Source organism: Rhodanobacter sp. C01 (assembly GCF_002001045.1).
GTDB lineage: Bacteria > Pseudomonadota > Gammaproteobacteria > Xanthomonadales > Rhodanobacteraceae > Rhodanobacter.
Map to the genome: position 1 here is coordinate 303434 of NZ_MUNR01000011.1, position 16735 is coordinate 320168.

Annotated in this window: 17 protein-coding genes and 1 riboswitch; of the genes, 10 read left to right on the forward strand and 7 right to left on the reverse strand. The window is 64.8% G+C overall.

From position 1 onward, the window contains the following. Nucleotides 1-65: 65 nt before the first annotated feature. Nucleotides 66-1292 (forward strand): acyltransferase, encoded by a 1227-nt coding sequence (locus B0E50_RS10555; protein WP_077441151.1) that lies wholly within the window; start codon nt 66-68, stop codon nt 1290-1292. A 61-nt stretch (nt 1293-1353) separates the two neighbouring features. Beyond that, nucleotides 1354-1587, forward strand: a complete 234-nt coding sequence (locus B0E50_RS10560; RefSeq protein WP_077441152.1) for a hypothetical protein — start codon at nt 1354-1356, stop codon at nt 1585-1587. A gap of 73 nt (nt 1588-1660) precedes the next feature. On the opposite strand, the gene B0E50_RS10565 is transcribed toward B0E50_RS10560, so the two are convergent. The 7 genes from B0E50_RS10565 to B0E50_RS10595 form a co-directional block, all read right to left on the reverse strand. Next, a complete protein-coding gene (locus tag B0E50_RS10565) occupies nt 1661-2635 on the reverse strand; it encodes an MBL fold metallo-hydrolase (protein WP_077441153.1) in 975 nt (324 codons plus the stop codon). Between the two features lie 63 nt (nt 2636-2698). Then, complete coding sequence (gene pyrF, locus B0E50_RS10570) at nt 2699-3514, reverse strand: orotidine-5'-phosphate decarboxylase (protein WP_077441154.1); 816 nt, start codon at nt 3512-3514, stop codon at nt 2699-2701. A gap of 98 nt (nt 3515-3612) precedes the next feature. Next, nucleotides 3613-5274 carry an energy-dependent translational throttle protein EttA gene (gene ettA, locus B0E50_RS10575; RefSeq protein WP_077441155.1) on the reverse strand — a complete coding sequence of 554 codons (1662 nt, stop codon included), beginning with the start codon at nt 5272-5274 and terminating at the stop codon, nt 3613-3615. Nucleotides 5275-5498: 224 nt separating this feature from the next. Continuing rightward, nucleotides 5499-6578 carry a hypothetical protein gene (locus B0E50_RS10580; protein WP_077441156.1) on the reverse strand — a complete coding sequence of 360 codons (1080 nt, stop codon included), beginning with the start codon at nt 6576-6578 and terminating at the stop codon, nt 5499-5501. A gap of 83 nt (nt 6579-6661) precedes the next feature. Then, entirely contained in the window at nt 6662-7279 is a 618-nt protein-coding gene (locus B0E50_RS10585; protein ID WP_077441157.1) for a TetR family transcriptional regulator, read from the reverse strand. Further along, nucleotides 7276-8196 (reverse strand): NmrA family NAD(P)-binding protein, encoded by a 921-nt coding sequence (locus B0E50_RS10590; protein ID WP_254427248.1) that lies wholly within the window; start codon nt 8194-8196, stop codon nt 7276-7278. Before B0E50_RS10590 ends, B0E50_RS10585 begins: the two co-directional genes overlap by 4 nt. A gap of 40 nt (nt 8197-8236) precedes the next feature. Continuing rightward, complete coding sequence (locus B0E50_RS10595; protein WP_077441159.1) at nt 8237-9241, reverse strand: aldo/keto reductase; 1005 nt, start codon at nt 9239-9241, stop codon at nt 8237-8239. A gap of 185 nt (nt 9242-9426) precedes the next feature. Here B0E50_RS10595 and glyA point away from each other — a divergent pair, with 185 nt between their 5' ends. The 8 genes from glyA to ldcA all read left to right on the forward strand — a co-directional run bounded on the left by glyA (nt 9427) and on the right by ldcA (nt 16702). After that, the gene (glyA, locus tag B0E50_RS10600) at nt 9427-10680 is read left to right on the forward strand and encodes a serine hydroxymethyltransferase (protein WP_077441160.1); all 1254 of its coding nucleotides are present in this window, start codon (nt 9427-9429) and stop codon (nt 10678-10680) included. A gap of 10 nt (nt 10681-10690) precedes the next feature. Next, on the forward strand, nt 10691-11389 hold the full coding sequence (locus tag B0E50_RS10605; RefSeq protein ID WP_077441161.1) for a CTP synthase: 699 nt from the start codon (nt 10691-10693) through the stop codon (nt 11387-11389). A gap of 2 nt (nt 11390-11391) precedes the next feature. After that, nucleotides 11392-11901, forward strand: coding sequence for a transcriptional regulator NrdR (gene nrdR, locus B0E50_RS10610; protein ID WP_077441162.1), 510 nt, complete (start codon nt 11392-11394; stop codon nt 11899-11901). 17 nt (nt 11902-11918) lie between these two features. After that, nucleotides 11919-12260 carry an MmcQ/YjbR family DNA-binding protein gene (locus B0E50_RS10615; RefSeq protein WP_077441163.1) on the forward strand — a complete coding sequence of 114 codons (342 nt, stop codon included), beginning with the start codon at nt 11919-11921 and terminating at the stop codon, nt 12258-12260. A gap of 35 nt (nt 12261-12295) precedes the next feature. Beyond that, the gene (gene ribD, locus B0E50_RS10620) at nt 12296-13357 is read left to right on the forward strand and encodes a bifunctional diaminohydroxyphosphoribosylaminopyrimidine deaminase/5-amino-6-(5-phosphoribosylamino)uracil reductase RibD (RefSeq protein WP_077441363.1); all 1062 of its coding nucleotides are present in this window, start codon (nt 12296-12298) and stop codon (nt 13355-13357) included. A 106-nt stretch (nt 13358-13463) separates the two neighbouring features. Continuing rightward, nucleotides 13464-13674: riboswitch (FMN riboswitch) on the forward strand. A 133-nt stretch (nt 13675-13807) separates the two neighbouring features. Then, nucleotides 13808-14449 carry a riboflavin synthase gene (locus B0E50_RS10625; protein WP_077441364.1) on the forward strand — a complete coding sequence of 214 codons (642 nt, stop codon included), beginning with the start codon at nt 13808-13810 and terminating at the stop codon, nt 14447-14449. Nucleotides 14450-14575: 126 nt separating this feature from the next. Continuing rightward, on the forward strand, nt 14576-15667 hold the full coding sequence (ribBA, locus tag B0E50_RS10630) for a bifunctional 3,4-dihydroxy-2-butanone-4-phosphate synthase/GTP cyclohydrolase II (RefSeq protein WP_077441164.1): 1092 nt from the start codon (nt 14576-14578) through the stop codon (nt 15665-15667). An 81-nt stretch (nt 15668-15748) separates the two neighbouring features. Continuing rightward, nucleotides 15749-16702 carry a muramoyltetrapeptide carboxypeptidase gene (gene ldcA, locus B0E50_RS10635; protein ID WP_077441165.1) on the forward strand — a complete coding sequence of 318 codons (954 nt, stop codon included), beginning with the start codon at nt 15749-15751 and terminating at the stop codon, nt 16700-16702. Nucleotides 16703-16735: the final 33 nt, after the last annotated feature.

Here is a 16735-nt window from a genome sequence, read left to right on the forward strand (position 1 = left end):
GCGCAGGCGTTGATACGAGGCCATCGATGCATGGATGATGCTGCTCTTTGACGACAGAGTGGCCGATGTCACCGATTGAATCCGTGCTGCCATCGATGACTGACGGGGCACACGCGCAGCCCCCGCAGGCGCGCCGCAATCCCGGCATCGACCTGCTGCGCGGGATTTCCATCCTCTTTGTCATCCTCAATCACCTCGGCCTGCGCATTCCGCTGAAGAAAACCGCGCTGGCCGATGTGCTGCCGCCCTGGTTCCTGAGCCGACTCAACTACAACGGCTATGAAGCCGTGTTCGTGTTCTTCGTGATCTCCGGTTTCCTGATCGCCGGCAATGCGCTGCAACGCTGGGGTGATCTGGAACGGATCGACCTGCGTGCGTTCTACGCGCGTCGCTTCGCCCGCATCGTGCCCTGCCTGCTGATGCTGCTTGCCGTGCTCGCCGTATTGCATCTGCTGGCGGTACCGGACTACACCATCAGTCGCCCGGGTCAGTCGCTGCCGGGTGCGCTCTGGGCAGCGCTCGGGCTGCATCTGAACTGGTACGAAGGGCGCACCGGCTACTTGCCAGGCAACTGGGACGTGCTGTGGTCATTGTCGATCGAGGAAGTGTTCTACATCGGCTTTCCGCTGGTGTCCCTGCTGACGCGTCGGCGCTGGGTGCTGGTACCTCTGCTGGGGCTGCTTGCACTGTCGATGCCATGGACGCATGCCGCCTTGCGCGGCAACGAGATCTGGCAGGAGAAGGCGTACCTGCCGGGCATGTCGGCGATTGCGATCGGCGTGCTTGGTGCGTTGCTGGCAGCGCGCTCCGGCACGCTGCCAGCGCGCGCTGCCGCCTTGCTGGGATGGCTGGGTGCAATCGGTCTGGTGGCGACGACGATCGACGGGGCGTTGATGTGGCATCTGCTGCGCGACGGCTACATGCTGCTGCTGGCACTCTCTGCGCTGTGTCTGCTGCTGGCCTGCGAGCAACGCCAGCGGCACGGAGACTGGCGCCCATGGCGGGCGCTGGACTGGCTGCGATCGTGGGGGCGGCTCAGCTACGAGATCTATCTCACGCACATGTTCGTGGTGACGCCGGCGGTATGGCTGTTCAGGCTTAGCGGTGCGGACTACCGGTATGGCTTGCTGTGGTATCTGCTGGTATTGCCCCTGTGCTGGCTGCTGGGTGTGGCAGTGGAACGCTGGCTGTCGACACCATGCGAGCGTTGGCTGCGTCGCAAGCTGGCCAAACAGCCACACACCGAGCCGCCGGCAACGCCTCCAACAACGGTGGAACTCCCGGTAGCGTAAGCTGCAGAAGGGCGGCTATACGCCCGGGAGAAGTTCGGTGAAGAAAGAAGATGAAACGCACATGCAGATTGTCTCTGCGGATATCAGTTCGGAATCGCTGACCGGGATGGTGATCTTCCGGCCCCACTGCGTATCGCGCACGGGTCGCAACGTGGCCGAAGACAGCAAGACCGGGAACTGGTATGCCTTGCGCCCGGCCGAGGTGCGCAGCTTTGCGCGTGCGTTGCTGGATGCGGCCGATGCGCTGGATCTGAAGACGAAGATGCTGCAGGCGGCCAAGACCGCGACAGGATGACGGATATGCCCGTATGCCTGATATGAAACAGAACACATTCGCGCAGTGATCCGGCGACTGCAGTCGCGTAGCTTCAGATTTCCAGCAGGTCGTGCCCCACGATCAGGCGCCCCTTGAAGTGGGGCGTCACGGCATCACGCCACACCTCATCTGGAATCGGCGGAGAACCGCCGGGCACGAAGTGCGACAACACCAGGGTCTTCACCCCGGCCTCAGTAGCAATGCGGCCCACCTGTTCGGTGGTGGTGTGGCTGGCCAGCAGATGTTCGCGCAGGCGGCTTGCGTTCTGCTCGGTGGCGATCAGCTTGTCCAGTGCTGGCAGGTACATCGCCTCATGCACCAGCACATCGGCGCCGCGCGCGAGCGCCACCAGGTTTTCGGATGGCCGCGTGTCGCCGGAGAACACGATGGAGCGATCCGGGCAGTCGAAGCGATAGGCGAAGGCGGGCGTGACCGGTGGATGCTGCACCAGTGCAGCGGTGACCTTCACCCGCGCATCCTGCATCACCACGCCCGCGGTGGCCAGTTCATGCGGCACGATCAACGGCGCCAGGGGTGGCCGACCCTCGTCAGCCATTCGAATGCGGATGTCGTAGTCGTTCATTTCCAGGAACAACCGCGTCATCTCCTTGAGCGGCGGCGGTCCCCAGGTATCGACCCGGCTGTGCAGCGGTCCCGCCCAGGCCAGCAGCAACAGGTTGCCGTAGTCGGCGTTGTGGTCGGAGTGCTGGTGTGTGATGAACACGTTGCGGGTCGCGCCGAGATCGAGCCCCGCTTTCACCATCTGTCGTGCGACGCCGTTGCCACAGTCGATCACGTAGATCACGCCATCGACCACGATGGCATTCGCCGGCGCGGAGCGGTCCGCTTTGGGCGTCGGGCCACCGGCTGTGCCAAGCAGGATCAGGCGCGAGCGCGCAGCGGGGGCGCTGGCGCGTGCGAACAACGGGAAGGGGCAGGCGAGCGCCGCCAGTGACACGCCCGTTGCGTGCAGCAAGCGGCGACGCGCGTGATCGATCGGGCTGTCGCTTTTTACGGGAGTGCGCATGCATCGCCCTCGGGGATCCGAGGGTCGACTATGTCGCGATCGACAGGGTGAGTAAAGCCGTAGTCAGCCGCGATAGCGATTGATCGTGTCGCGCAATTCCTGTGTCGCGGCACGCGCGGCCTGTGCGTAGTCCTCGCCGTTGCCGGCGTAGAGAATCGCGCGTGATGAGCTGATCAGCAGGCCATTGCCGTCAGGCGTGCGGCCGTTGCGCACCACCGCTTCCACATCGCCACCCTGCGCGCCAATGCCGGGCACCAGCAGCGGCATGTCGCCGACCAGCGCGCGTACTTCGCCGAGCTGCTCCGGCCAGGTGGCGCCGGTGACCAGGGCGCAGTTGCCGTGGCTGTTCCAGTCGCGCGCGATGATCCGAGCCACGTGCTGGTACAGCGGCATGCCGCCCACGTCGAGATCCTGCAGGTCGGCGGCGCCGGGGTTGGAGGTATGACAGAGCAGGATCACGCCCTTGTCGGCGCGATCGAGGAACGGCTGCACCGAGTCACGACCGAGGTATGGGTTCAACGTGACCGCATCGGCCCGATAGCGGTCGAATGCCTCGCTGACGTAGTGCTGTGCGGTGCTGCCGATATCGCCGCGCTTGGCGTCGAGGATCACCGGTACGCCCGGATGCTTCTGGTGGATATGCGCGATCAGCCGTTCCAGCGCGTCTTCCGCACGCAGCGCGGCGAAGTGGGCGATCTGCGGCTTGTAGGTGCAGACCAGATCGGCGGTGGCATCGACGATGGCGCGGCAGAATTCGAAAACCGCATCTGGATCGCCGCGCAGATGCGCGGGGAATTTGGAGGGTTCCGGATCGAGACCGACGCAGACCAGTGAGTCGTGGTTCTTCCAGGCTTGCTGCAATGACTGCATGAAGTGCATCGTGATCTCCGGTCGAGAAGCGAGGAAAAAGGAGTGAGAGAGAGCTTGCAAGCTGTCGCCTTCTCTTGCTTCTCATTCCGCTTCCCTCACTCCTGCTCTCAAGCCAGCTTCTTGTACTTCACCCGATGCGGCTTGGCGCCTTCATCGCCGAGACGACGCTTCTTGTCGGCCTCGTACTCGTTGTAGTTGCCGGGGAAGAACTCGACGTGCGAATCGCCTTCGAACGCGATGATGTGGGTGGCGATGCGGTCGAGGAACCAGCGGTCATGCGAGATCACCATTGCACAGCCGGGGAACTCCAGCATTGCGTCTTCCAGTGCGCGCAGCGTCTCGACGTCCAGATCGTTGGACGGCTCATCGAGCAGCAGCACGTTGCCGCCCTGCATCAGGGTCTTGGCCAGATGCAGACGACCGCGCTCACCACCGGAGAGCGTGCCGACCATCTTCTGCTGGTCGACGCCCTTGAAGTTGAAGCGGCCGATGTACGCGCGCGACTGCAACTCGTACTTGCCTATGGTGATGATGTCGGCACCGTCGGACACTTCCTGCCAGACGTTCTTGTTCGGATCGAGCGAGTCGCGCGACTGGTCCACATAGGCCAGCTGCACGGTGTGGCCGAGCTTCACCTCGCCGCTGTCCGGTGCTTCCTTGCCGGTGATCAGCTTGAACAGGGTGGACTTGCCGGCACCGTTGGCACCCATCACGCCAACGATGGCACCCGGCGGCACCTTGAACGAGAGGTCGTCGATCAGCAGGCGATCGCCGAACGACTTGCTGACGTTCTTGAACTCGATCACCTCCTGGCCCAGGCGCTCGCCCGGCGGGATATACAGTTCGTTGGTCTCGTTGCGCTTCTGGTATTCGACCGAGTTCAGTTCCTCGAAACGGTTGATACGCGCCTTGCCCTTGGACTGGCGACCTTTGGCGGCCGATCGCACCCACTCCAGCTCGCGTGCGAGGGCTTTCTGGCGGCCCTTTTCGGCGGCTTCTTCGCGGGCAAGACGCTCGCTCTTCTGCTCCAGCCAGTCGGTGTAGTTGCCCTTCCACGGAATGCCGCGGCCGCGATCGAGTTCGAGAATCCACTCGGCGGCGTGCTCGAGGAAATAGCGGTCATGGGTAACTGCCACCACGGTGCCGGGATAGTTCTGCAGGAACTGCTCCAGCCAGTCCACTGACTCGGCGTCCAGATGGTTGGTCGGTTCGTCGAGCAGCAGCATGTCCGGCTTGGACAGCAGCAGGCGGCACAGCGCGACGCGGCGCTTTTCGCCACCGGACAGCGGGCCGATCTTCGTTTCCCACGGCGGCAGGCGCAGCGCATCAGCCGCCACTTCCAGCTGGCGCTCAAGAGCGTGCGCGTCGTTGGCGGCGAGAAGGTTCTCCAGTTCCCCTTGCTCTTTCGCCAGCTTGTCGAAATCAGCGCCCTCCTCGGCGTAGGCGGCATAGACTTCGTCGAGGCGCTTCTGCGCGTCGAGGATGACCGAGACGCCTTCCTCGACCGCTTCGCGCACGGTCTTTTCCGGATCCAGATGCGGCTCCTGCGCCAGATAGCCGACCTTGATGCCCGGGGCAGCACGCGCCTCACCCTGGAAGTCGGTATCCACGCCAGCCATGATCTTCAGCACGGTCGACTTGCCCGCGCCGTTCAGGCCGAGCAGGCCGATCTTCGCGCCGGGGAAGAAGCTCAGCGAAATGTCCTTGATGATCTGGCGCTTCGGCGGGACGATCTTGCTGACCCCATTCATGGTGTAGATGTATTGCATGCTGGCTCCGTGGGCATGCGCGTGGCCGGCCCGAGTGGGCGGCCACGCGCAGGGCGTGGGTATCAAACCCGGCATTATAGAGGGTTACGGCCTAGCCCCGGTGACGGCTTTCGGACGACTGGCTGCATTATTTCGAGTTGATCGCCATGCGTTCGTCACTTTTTGTGCCCGTTTGGTCGTCAGCCGTGGCTGCTTCCGCTTAAGGCCCGCTACGCGGCCTCCGCTCAGGGCGTCTGCACGTTCAGCGTCTTGCGGAAAAACGCCAGTGCATCGGCCTGGATCTGCGCATGTACCGCAACGCGGTTGACGCCGGGCGGGTCGCTGCAGATGACCCGTGCGTCCTTTGCCAGCTCGGGCGAGCACGGGCTTAGGAACACCCAGTGATCCGCCTTTGCTACGACCCTGACGCCCGCCAGCGTGGGGATCAGTGGACGCAGGTGTGCGGCATTCTCCGGCGGCAGCAGCACATGGTCATCCTGCCCGTAGTAGAGGAAGACCGGCCGGTCGATCGCCGCAGCGCCGGCTTGGCCGAAGACCAGGCTCAGCGGTGCCATCACGAAGGCTGCCTTGATGCGTGGATCAGCGGTGCTGCCCCAGCGGGTGAGACTGTCTTGCAGCGCAGCTGCGTACTGCCCGATGGTCTGGCCGTGGCTGGCGGCCTCGGCGGTGAGCTGCTTCATGTCGCCGCAGATGTTCGGGTCGTCCGGATAACGGTGGCAGTAGTCTAGAAAGCGCTTGAACTGCGGCACAGCACCCACCAGCAGCAGGCTGGTGTAGCCGCCCGCCGAGAAGCCGGCAACGCCTATGCGATTCGCGTCGATCAGGCTTTTCCAGCGTGAGTCCGCAAGCAGGGTACTGATGGTGGCCTTCACCTGGATCGGTCGACCGACCAGGATTGGCGCATGCCCGACGCCGCTGGTGTCGTGGAAATTGTCCTTGGGATGCTCGAGCGTGGCGACGACGAAGCCATGGCTCGCCAGGTAGGTCGCCAGGTCGTGATGACCCAGATCGGAACCGCCGTTGCCGTGCGAAATCACCACCAGCGGCTTGGTGCCGGGAATCGCCGGCGCGTCGCGGCTGGCGGCGACGTGGTAGGGGCCGACGTCGGTCGTGCCTGTGGCCTGGGTCGATGGGTAGAACACGTAGCCAGGCATCGAGCCGCCGCTGACTGGATCGTGGATGCGGATAGCCTGGAATCCGACGCCGGTGACGGTTCCGGCGAGGAGGGCAAAGGGCAGGAGCAGCAGGGACAGTGCGAGCCAGCGCCAGCGGCGGCGGGTGGGGTGCAAACTAGCCAGCGTCATGCGGTCACCTCCTCGAAGATGGGTCGCGTCAGCCGCCCGTTGGGCAGCCGCATAAAGCCGGCATCATAGCGACTGTGCGAAGCTCAGGCGGTAGGTTTGCGACGCCTGGCTGGCGCTGGCGCCAGCGCCAGGCCTGCCAGCAGCAGATCGAGCAGTTGCGCGAAGGCTGCGTCCTCGCCCGGGCCGCTCCACAGGTGGGCCATGCCGGGGTAGTGGAAACGCGAGGTGGCATCGAAGATCGCCAACGCAGTGGCCCTGGCATCCACCTTGCGGAAATCGCCGCTGGCTACGCCGGCGGCGATGATCGAGATGATCTGCTGCTGGAGGTGCTCGACGTGCTCGCCGATCACCTCGCGTGCATCGGCGGCCAGCGCACCGTAAGTGGCAAACAATTCGGGGTCGCCCAGCACCTTGTCGCGCTTGATCTCGCGCAGCGCGCCCAGCCACTGGCGCAGCCGTGCAGGCGGCGCAGCACGGCTGGCGGCGATCGCCTGCAGCGGGGCGGTGACGCGCTCCAGCCATCCGCGCAGCACGGCATCGCGCAGCGCCGCCTTGCTGGCGAAATGGCGGTACACGCTGCCGTGGCTGACCCCCAAGGCTTGCGCCACATCGACCACGGTGGCTTTGCCGGGGCCGTAGCGTCGCAACACATTCTCGGCGGCGGCGAGGATGCGTTCAGGGGTCAGTGCGGAGTCGTTCATGCCACGGATTCAACCACGTCGCGGCTGGCGTTGACGAGTTCGTCGACCACGTAGCCCAGCGGGATGTGACCGTGCCTGTGCTCCACTGCGCCGCCTTCGAAGTCGATCCAGCCATTGTTGAAGCCATCCAGCATGGCGATGCGCGGACCCGTACGACTGGCCGGCATGCCCTCGGCCTCGAAGCGCGCCGCCCATTGCGTACGCGGCAGCGCGGTCGCCTCGACATCACGCTCGAGCACCGCGGCCAGCGCCTGTGCCATGTCCAGCGGGCTGTAACGCCGGGGGCCTTCCAGCTCGATCAGCCGGCGACCATGCCATGTCTCGGTGAGCGTGGTTGCGATGCTGCGGCCAATGTCGTCGGTGGCGACCATCGGTATCGCGCGATCGAGCGGGTGCAGGCAGCTGACGAGGCGTCCCTCGCGTTGTGCCAGCGCCACGTCCCAGCGCAGGTTTTCCATGAACCACGCGGCGCGCACATGCGCGTGCGGCATGGGCAGCGCGTCGAGTGCATCTTCCAGCAGGTGCAGCTGGGTGATGAGGCCAAGATCACGCTGGTGCTGGGCGCCGATCGAGGATAGTGCGACGACCTTGGGCGGCAACGCCCGGAGCAAGGCGGTGGTGAGTGTCTGCAGCAGGGCGCGCGACTCGGCGAAATCGGGGCTGGGCGCGAAGTTGGCCGGCAGCATGGCAAACACGCCGCCGACGTTGTTGAATGCAGTAGCCAGTGCGCCCGCATCGGACCAGTCGGCAATGGCAATTTCAGCGCCCTGTGCTTCCCAGGCCGCCGCCTTCGCCCTGTCGCGCACGATCGCGCGGACATGCTGGCCGCGGTCCAGCAGGTGCCTGGCGACGGCGCTGCCGACCTGGCCGCTGATGCCCATGATTGCGTACATGTCTTGTGATGCCATGACGTGCATGTGATGTTCCTCGGGTGGTGACGGAAAGGAGGGGCGTGCTTCAGCGCGCGTCGCGCTCGCTGTCGAGCATCGCCATCTGTGCGGCGGCGTAGCGGTCGCCCGCAGCAGAGCCGGGTGGCACGGCACGCTCGATCGCGGCGAGGTCATCTGTGCCGAGTGTTACCTGCAGCGCGCCCAGCGCTTCGTTCAGGCGTTCGCGGCTGCGCGCGCCCACCAGCGGCACGATGTCTTCGCCACGCGCCAGCACCCAGGCGATTGCGAGCTGGGCCACGCTGACGCCGCGAGCCTCGGCCAGTCCACGCAGCACGTCGACCAGCTGCAGGTTGTGTTCCAGGTTCTCGCCCTGGAAGCGTGGCGAGTGCGTGCGGAAATCGCCGGCATGGGTAGAGCGTTCCTTCGACCAGTGGCCGCTGATCAGGCCGCGTGAGAGTACGCCGTAGGCGGTGACGCCGATGCCGAGTTCGCGGCAGGTGGACAGAATGGTGTCCTCGATGCCGCGCGAGATCAGCGAGTACTCGATCTGCAGGTCGGCCACCGGCATGACCGCATGTGCGCGGCGGATGGTCGCCGCGCCCACCTCGGACAGGCCGAGGTGGCGCACGTAACCGGCCTGCACCAGTTCGGCGATGGCGCCGACGGTGTCCTCGATCGGTACGTTGGGATCGAGACGGGCCGGGCGATACACGTCGATGTAGTCAATGCGCAGGCGTTTGAGCGTGTAGGCCAGTGCAGTCTTCACCGCGGCGGGGCGGGCGTCGTAACCCAGCCACGCACCGTCGGGGCCGCGTTGGGCGCCGAACTTCACACTGAGCTGGTAGCTGTCGCGCGGCCGCCCGGCAAGCGCCTCGCCAAGCAGCATTTCGTTGTGACCCATGCCGTAGAAGTCGCCCGTGTCGAGCAGGGTGATGCCGGTGTCCAGCGCAGCGTGCACGGTGGTGATGCTTTCATTGCGATCGGTCATGCCGTACATGTCCGACATGGCCATGCAGCCGAGGCCGAGGGCGGAAACGCGCGGGCCGTTGTGGCCAAGGGTGCGGTGCTTCATCGAAGTCGTCCTGGGGTATGGGCTTGGAGTGCGGGAGTTGGCATGTTAGATCTTGGAATGACAGATTTCAAATTATGTCATTCGATAATGGTCGAGATCGACGCCCGGATCGGGCCGGTGGCTGCAAACACCCGCCGGAGCTACACTTTCCGGCTCCATCCCGCTTGTTACCCGCAGAGGCCCGAATGTTTCCGAAGAACTGCACGATCGCCGGTTATGACGATGAACTGGCCAAGGCCATCGCCGACGAAGGTCAGCGTCAGGAAGACCACGTCGAACTGATTGCTTCGGAAAACTACGCCAGCCCGCGCGTGATGGAAGCGCAGGGTTCCAAGCTCACCAACAAGTACGCCGAGGGTTACCCGGGCAAGCGCTATTACGGTGGCTGCGAGTACGTCGATATCGCCGAGAAGCTGGCGATCGAACGTCTGAAGCAGCTGTTTGGCGCCACCTACGCCAACGTGCAGCCGCATTCCGGCTCGCAGGCGAACCAGGCGGTGTACTTCGCGCTACTCAATCCGGGCGACACGATCCTCGGCATGAGCCTGGCGCATGGCGGCCATCTCACCCACGGCGCCAAGGTCAATATCTCGGGCAAGCTGTTCAACGCGGTGCAGTACGGTGTCGATGCCGATGGCCGGATCGACTATGACGAGGTGCAGCGCCTAGCCACGGAGCACAAGCCGAAGATGCTGGTCGGCGGCTTCAGCGCCTATTCGCAGGTGGTCGACTGGGCGCGCATGCGCCAGATCGCCGATTCGGTCGGCGCACTGTTCTTCGTCGACATGGCGCACGTCGCCGGTCTGATCGCCGCTGGCGTGTACCCGAGCCCGTTGCCGCATGCGCACGTAGTTACCTCGACCACCCACAAGACCCTGCGCGGTCCGCGCGGCGGCATCATCGTGGCCAAGGACGCCGGCGAAGAAATTGAGAAGAAGCTGCAATCGATCGTGTTCCCCGGCATCCAGGGCGGCCCGCTGATGCACGTGATCGCCGCCAAGGCGGTGGCGTTCAAGGAAGCGCTGGAGCCCGAGTTCAAGGCTTACCAGACCCAGGTAGTGAAGAACGCCAAGGCGATGGCCAAGACCTTCATCGAGCGTGGCTACAAGATCGTCTCCGGCGGCACCGAGAACCACCTGATGCTGGTCGACATGATCGGCAAGGACGTCACCGGCAAGGACGCGGAAGAAGCACTGGGCAAAGCGCATATCACGGTCAACAAGAACGCCGTGCCGAACGATCCGCGCAAGCCCTTCGTCACCTCCGGCCTGCGCGTAGGTACGCCGGCCGTCACTACTCGCGGCTATCTGGAAGCGGACTGCATCGAGCTGACGAACTGGATCTGCGACGTGCTGGATGCGCCGGGCGACGAAGCGGTGATCGCCAAAGTGCGTGCAAACGTCACGGCGCAGTGCAAGAAGTACCCGGTGTACGGCTGAGCCCATCGGCATGCATGCCTTGCAGATCGGACTGATCGGCGACCGCAACGATGATGTGGTCGCCCATCGCGCCATTCCGCTGGCTTTGGGGATGACGGCCGATGCCTGCGGCGTGGAGATCGAGCCGACCTGGGTGCCGACCGATCAGGTCGGTGACGGTGCGGCGTTGGCCGAGTTCGATGGCCTCTGGTGCGTGCCGGCCAGCCCTTATTGCAGCATGGAGGGTGCGCTCACCGCGATCCGCGTGGCGCGTGAGCGGCATGTTCCGTTCCTGGGCACCTGCGGCGGCTTCCAGCATGCGGTGATCGAATATGCGCGCAATGCGCTGGGCTGGACCGATGCCGAGCACGCTGAAACGGCGCCGCAGGCGGAACGCCAGGTGATCGTGCCGCTGCTGTGTTCGCTGGTCGAGGTGACCGATGCGGTGCAGCTGGTCGCCGGTTCGCGGCTGGCGCAGGCCTATGGAGCAATCTCGATCGTCGAGGGTTATCACTGCAACTACGGCCTGAGCCCTGATTTTCGTCAAGCGCTTGCCAATGGCCCGCTGCATATCAACGCCGTGGATGATGCCGGCGACGTGCGTGGCATCGAGCTGGACGGTCACCCTTTCTTCGTCGCCACCCTGTTCCAGCACGAGCGCGGCGCGCTGCACGGCCGATTGCCGCCGCTGGTGCGTGCTTTCGTGCAGACGATGATCGACACTTACTGAGCATGCATTGCCCCTTCTGCCAGCACGAAGACACCCGCGTGATTGATTCGCGACTGACCGAGGACGGCAGCACCGTGCGCCGTCGGCGCGAGTGTCCGCAGTGCAGCGAGCGCTTCAACACGTTCGAGACGGCCGAGCTGAAGCTGCCGACGATCGTGAAGAGCGGCGAGCGGCGCGAAGCGTTCGACGAGCGCAAGCTGCGCGTGAGCTTCGAGCGCGCGTTGCAGAAGCGGCCGGTGGCCAGTCATGACGTGGATACCTCGGTGCGTACCATCATCAACGACCTGCGTCGCAGCAGTGAACGCGAGATACCATCGCGCCAGCTCGGTGAGCTGGTAATGCGCGAGCTGAAGAATCTCGATCAGGTCGCCTATGTGCGCTTCGCCTCGGTCTACCGCAAGTTCGAGGACGTGCATGCGTTCCGCGAGGAGATCGAGAAGCTGGAGCGCGACCTGCCGGGACTGGACGAGATGCAGTTGCCGCTGCTGGGTGGCGGCAGGCGCGACAAGTGAGCGCGGGCTGACTGCGCATGGTGACGCTGGATCGCTTCCGCGAACTTGCCATGCAGCTGCCGCAGGCGGAGGAAGTCGATCACTTCGGCACGCCATCGTTCCGTGTACGCGGCAAGATCTTCGCGCAGTTTTCCCGTCGCGATGATCGCGCCATTTTCAAATTTTCCCTCGACGAACTCGATGTGCTGCGCATGTCGGCCGGCGATCTGTTCGAGCCCGACCCGAGCTGGGGCAAGCATGGCTGGACGCATGTACGTATCGCCGCGATGGAAGAGGTCTGGGTGAATCAGTTGTTGCGCGATGCATGGCGGCGTGTCACGCCTAAGAAGATTCATCTTGAGCTGGAATCCGGCACATGAACGTGGCCGCCTTCTCGGCGCTTGATCACGCGCATATGGCGCAGGCACTGCGGCTGGCCGAACGCGGCCTGTTCACCACCCAGCCCAATCCGCGCGTGGGTTGCGTGATTGCACATGGCGCGAAAATCGTCGGCGAAGGCTGGCACCAGCGTGCCGGCGAGCCACATGCGGAAGTGTTCGCGCTGCGTGTGGCGGGTGATCGCGCGCGCGGTGCGACCGCCTACGTGACACTCGAGCCGTGCGCGCATCACGGGCGCACGCCGCCGTGTGCCGATGCCCTGATCGCTGCTGGTGTGAGGCGGGTGGTAGTCGCCGTCGATGATCCGTTCCCCCAGGTGGCAGGGCGTGGCATCGACAAACTGCGTGCGGCCGGCATCGTGGTCGACGTTGGCCTGATGCACGAAGCGGCGCGTGAGCTGAATATCGGCTTCTTCAGCCGGATCGAGCGTGCACGGCCGTGGGTGCGGCTGAAACTGGCGATGAGCCTGGACGGCCGCACGGCATTGGCCAATGGCGAATCGAAGTGGCTCACCGGTGAAGCGGCGCGCGCTGATGTGCAGCGCTGGCGTGCACGCAGCTCGGCGATCCTCAGCGGCAGCGGCACGGTACTGGCCGACGACCCGCGACTCACCGTGCGCCTGTCCGGTGACGAGGAGTTCATGCCGCCACTGCGCGTGATTCTGGACCGTGGCCTGCGCACTCCGGCGGGTCACCACGTGCTGGATGGCTCGGCACCCACGCTGGTGCTGCATGCTGCGGCGGCATTTTGTGCGGACCGACGCTTCGAACGTGTCGAGTGCCTGGCGGTACCTGCGTCCGGTGAGGTGCTCGATCTGCGTGCCGTACTGGCGCTGCTGGCCGGACGCGGCTGCAACGAAGTGCATGTCGAGGCCGGCCCCACACTTTGCGGTGCATTGTTTGCCGCCGGTCTGGCGGATGAGCTGCTGTTGTATGTGGCACCCCTGCTGCTGGGCGACAGCGCCCGCCCGTTGCTGCAGCTGCCCACGCTCAGTGACATGGCGAGCTGCTGGCAACTGCAGCCGGTCGAGCAGCGTCAGCTTGACCACGACTGGCGCCTGCGCCTGCGCCCGCTCTGAGCGCCGACTGTATGCGGCGGTGAACGCTGCATTTCGGTGTACGTCGCCAGCCAGCTCGTGCGTCGGTGCTAGACTGCGTCAGCCGGCCAAACCGGCAAACACCACATAGCGTCTTCAGGGCGGGGCGAAATTCCCCACCGGCGGTAGGTTGAAGGGTTCATCCCCGACAACGAGCCCGCGAGCGCCTTGGTCCGGCCCATAATGAACGATCCGTCATGGAGCAGGGGCCAAGGGTCAGCAGATCCGGTCAGATGCCGGAGCCGACGGTTGGAAGCTGGCTACAGTTTCCTCACAGTCCGGATAAAGAGAAGACGGTCGGATGCGTGGCTTTGCGGCTGCGCGCCGGCCTCATGCCTTGGGGCGTTTTTCGCTTGTTGTTCAACGCGGGAAACGTTTCATGAAATCGAGCTTGTTCATGCGGAACATCGCCCTCCTGCCGGAGGCGTGCTGATGTTTACCGGCATCATCCAGTCCGTGGGTCGCATTGCGCGCCTCGAGCCGCGTGGCGGCGATGTGCGTCTGGCCGTCGATACGGCCGACCTTGATCTCACCGATGTGCAGCTCGGCGATTCGATCGCGGTATCCGGCGTCTGCCTCACCGCGGTCACGCTGGAGCCGCGCGGCTTTAGTGCGGACGTCTCCAACGAGACGCTGTCGCTGACCTCGCTGGGCAAGCTGAAGGCTGGTGACCCGGTGAACCTGGAGAAGGCGCTGCGCCTGGCTGATCGTCTCGGTGGCCATCTGGTGTCGGGTCATGTCGACGGTCTCGGCAAGGTGGTGTCGATCACCCCGGATGGCCGCTCGCAGCGCTGGACGTTCGAGGTGCCCGCGTCGATCTCGCGCTACATCGCCGCCAAGGGCTCGGTCTGCATCGACGGCACCAGCCTCACTGTCAACGAAGTTGCGGGTCATCGCTTCGGCGTCAACCTGATTCCGCATACGGTCGAACACACTGCGTTCCATGTGCGCCGCGTCGGTGATGCAGTGAACATCGAGGTGGATGTGGTGGCGCGCTATATCGAACGGCTGCTTTCCAGCGGCGAGACGCCGCGGCTGGACGAGGCATTTCTGAAGCAGCACGGCTTCGCGTGAACTCCTCTACCGTCATTCCAGCGAAAGCTGGAATCCAGTGCCTTGGTCGATGTGCCGGAGTCACTGGATTCCGGCTTTCGCCGGAATGACGATTTCCCCTATTCCCCCGTTTCCTGGACCTTGCCCATGAGCTTCAACACCATTCCCGAAATTCTCGAAGACATCCGCGCCGGTCGCATGGTGGTGATCCTCGACGACGAGGATCGCGAGAACGAGGGCGATCTGATCATGGCCGCACAGATGGTGCGACCGGAAGACATCAACTTCATGGTGCGCGAGGCGCGCGGACTGGTCTGCCTCACGCTGACCGAGCAGCGCACGCGCCAGCTGGGTCTGCGCCCGATGGTCAGCGACAACACCTCGGCCTACCACACCAACTTCACCGTCTCGATCGAGGCGGCCGAGGGCGTCACCACCGGCATCTCGGCGCATGACCGCGCGCGCACGATCCAGGTAGCGGTGAAGGCCGATGCGAAGCCGCAGGATCTGTCCCAGCCCGGCCATATCTTCCCGCTCACGGCGCAGCCGGGCGGTGTGCTGACCCGCGCCGGGCATACCGAGGCGGGTTGCGACCTGGCCGCACTGGCCGGGCTGGAGCCGGCGGCGGTGCTGATCGAAGTGCTGCACGAGGATGGCTCGATGGCACGCCGTCCCGAGCTGGAAATCTTTGCGGCCAAGCATGGCCTGAAGATCGGTTCGATCGCCGACCTGATCCGCTACCGGCTGGAAACCGAGAAGACCGTGCAGCGCGTCCACGAGGAACAGGTGGAAACCGAGTTCGGCCCGTTCCGCCTGATCGCCTATCGCGATGCGATCCGCTATGGACTGCATTACGCGCTGGTGCGCGGCAAGGTGAATGATGGTGCGCCGGTGCTGTCGCGCGTGCATGTGCGCAATACGTTGTCCGACGTGCTGCATCTCAAGCGCGATGACCTCGGCCTCACCGTGACCTCGGCGCTGCGTCGCATCGCTGACGAGGATCGCGGCGTGCTGCTGGTGCTGTCCGGCGAGGATACGTCGGAAGCCTTGCTGGCCCGGTTGAACCGCCAGCCCAGCACGCAGGCGCCGGAAGAGGCGCAGCAACAGGAGTGGCGTCAGCTCGGTCTCGGCGCGCAGATGCTGGCCGACCTGGGCGTGCACAAGCTGCGCGTGCTGGGTACACCGCGCAAACTGGTGGGTCTGGCCGGGTTCGATCTGGAAGTGGTCGAGTACGTGTAGCCTCGTGTCGAACATGGCCTTGCCACGGCCAAGCCACTACGGCCATCCATACTCACGCTTTCCCATCACTGACGACGCGCCATGTCCGATATCGCCATTCGCCTGATCGCTCCTTCCGGCTACCCGCACGACCGCGCTGCAATGATGCGCGGCGTCGAGCGGCTGCAGGCGGCAGGTTGTGCCGTGAGTGGACTCGATGTGCTCGAACGCACCGAGCTTCGCTATGCCGGTGGTGACGCACAGCGTGTCGCCGATCTCAATGCACTGGCGACCTGTGAGCAGTTGCCGGATATCGCGTTGTCGATACGCGGCGGTTACGGCGCCACGCGGCTGCTGGAGTACATCGATTACGCTGCCTTGCACGAGTGCCTCAGCGGCACGAATACTGTGCTGGTCGGCCACAGTGATTTCACCGCGCTGCAGATGGCACTGTACGCACAAAGTGGGCTGGTCACCTTTGGCGGCCCAATGCTGGGGCCGGACTTCGGCGCCGCGGCCTTCAGCGATTTCACCTGGCAGCACTTCTGGCGCACGGTTACCACGTCGCAAGCCACGGCAAGCTGGAACGCGGGCGGCGAGGCGGAACTGGATGTCGAAGGACCGCTGTGGGGCGGCAACCTCGCGATGCTTTGCAGCCTGCTTGGCACGCCGTATTTTCCGAAGATCGACGGCGGCATCCTGTTCGTCGAGGACGTCGGCGAACCGCCGTACCGGATCGAGCGGCTGCTGTACCAGCTGCACCTGTCCGGCGTGCTGGATCGGCAGCGCGCCCTGCTGCTGGGCGACTTCAGCGCGTGCCGACCCAGTACCTACGACAACGGTTACGACCTCGCCGCCGGGTTTGCCCAGATCAGTCAGCTGACCCGGGTACCGGTGATCGCCAACCTGCCGTTTGGCCACGAGCCGGACAAGTTCACGTTGCCGTTTGGCGTGCCGGCGCGCTTGCGCGTATCCGGTGGTCAGGCCCGGCTGGATTTCCATGGTTATCCCCATCTCGACCGACCGGTGCCGGCCAGCCCGCTCGAAAACCCGTAAAATAGCTGGCCCGCATGGGCTTGCGCCCACAGG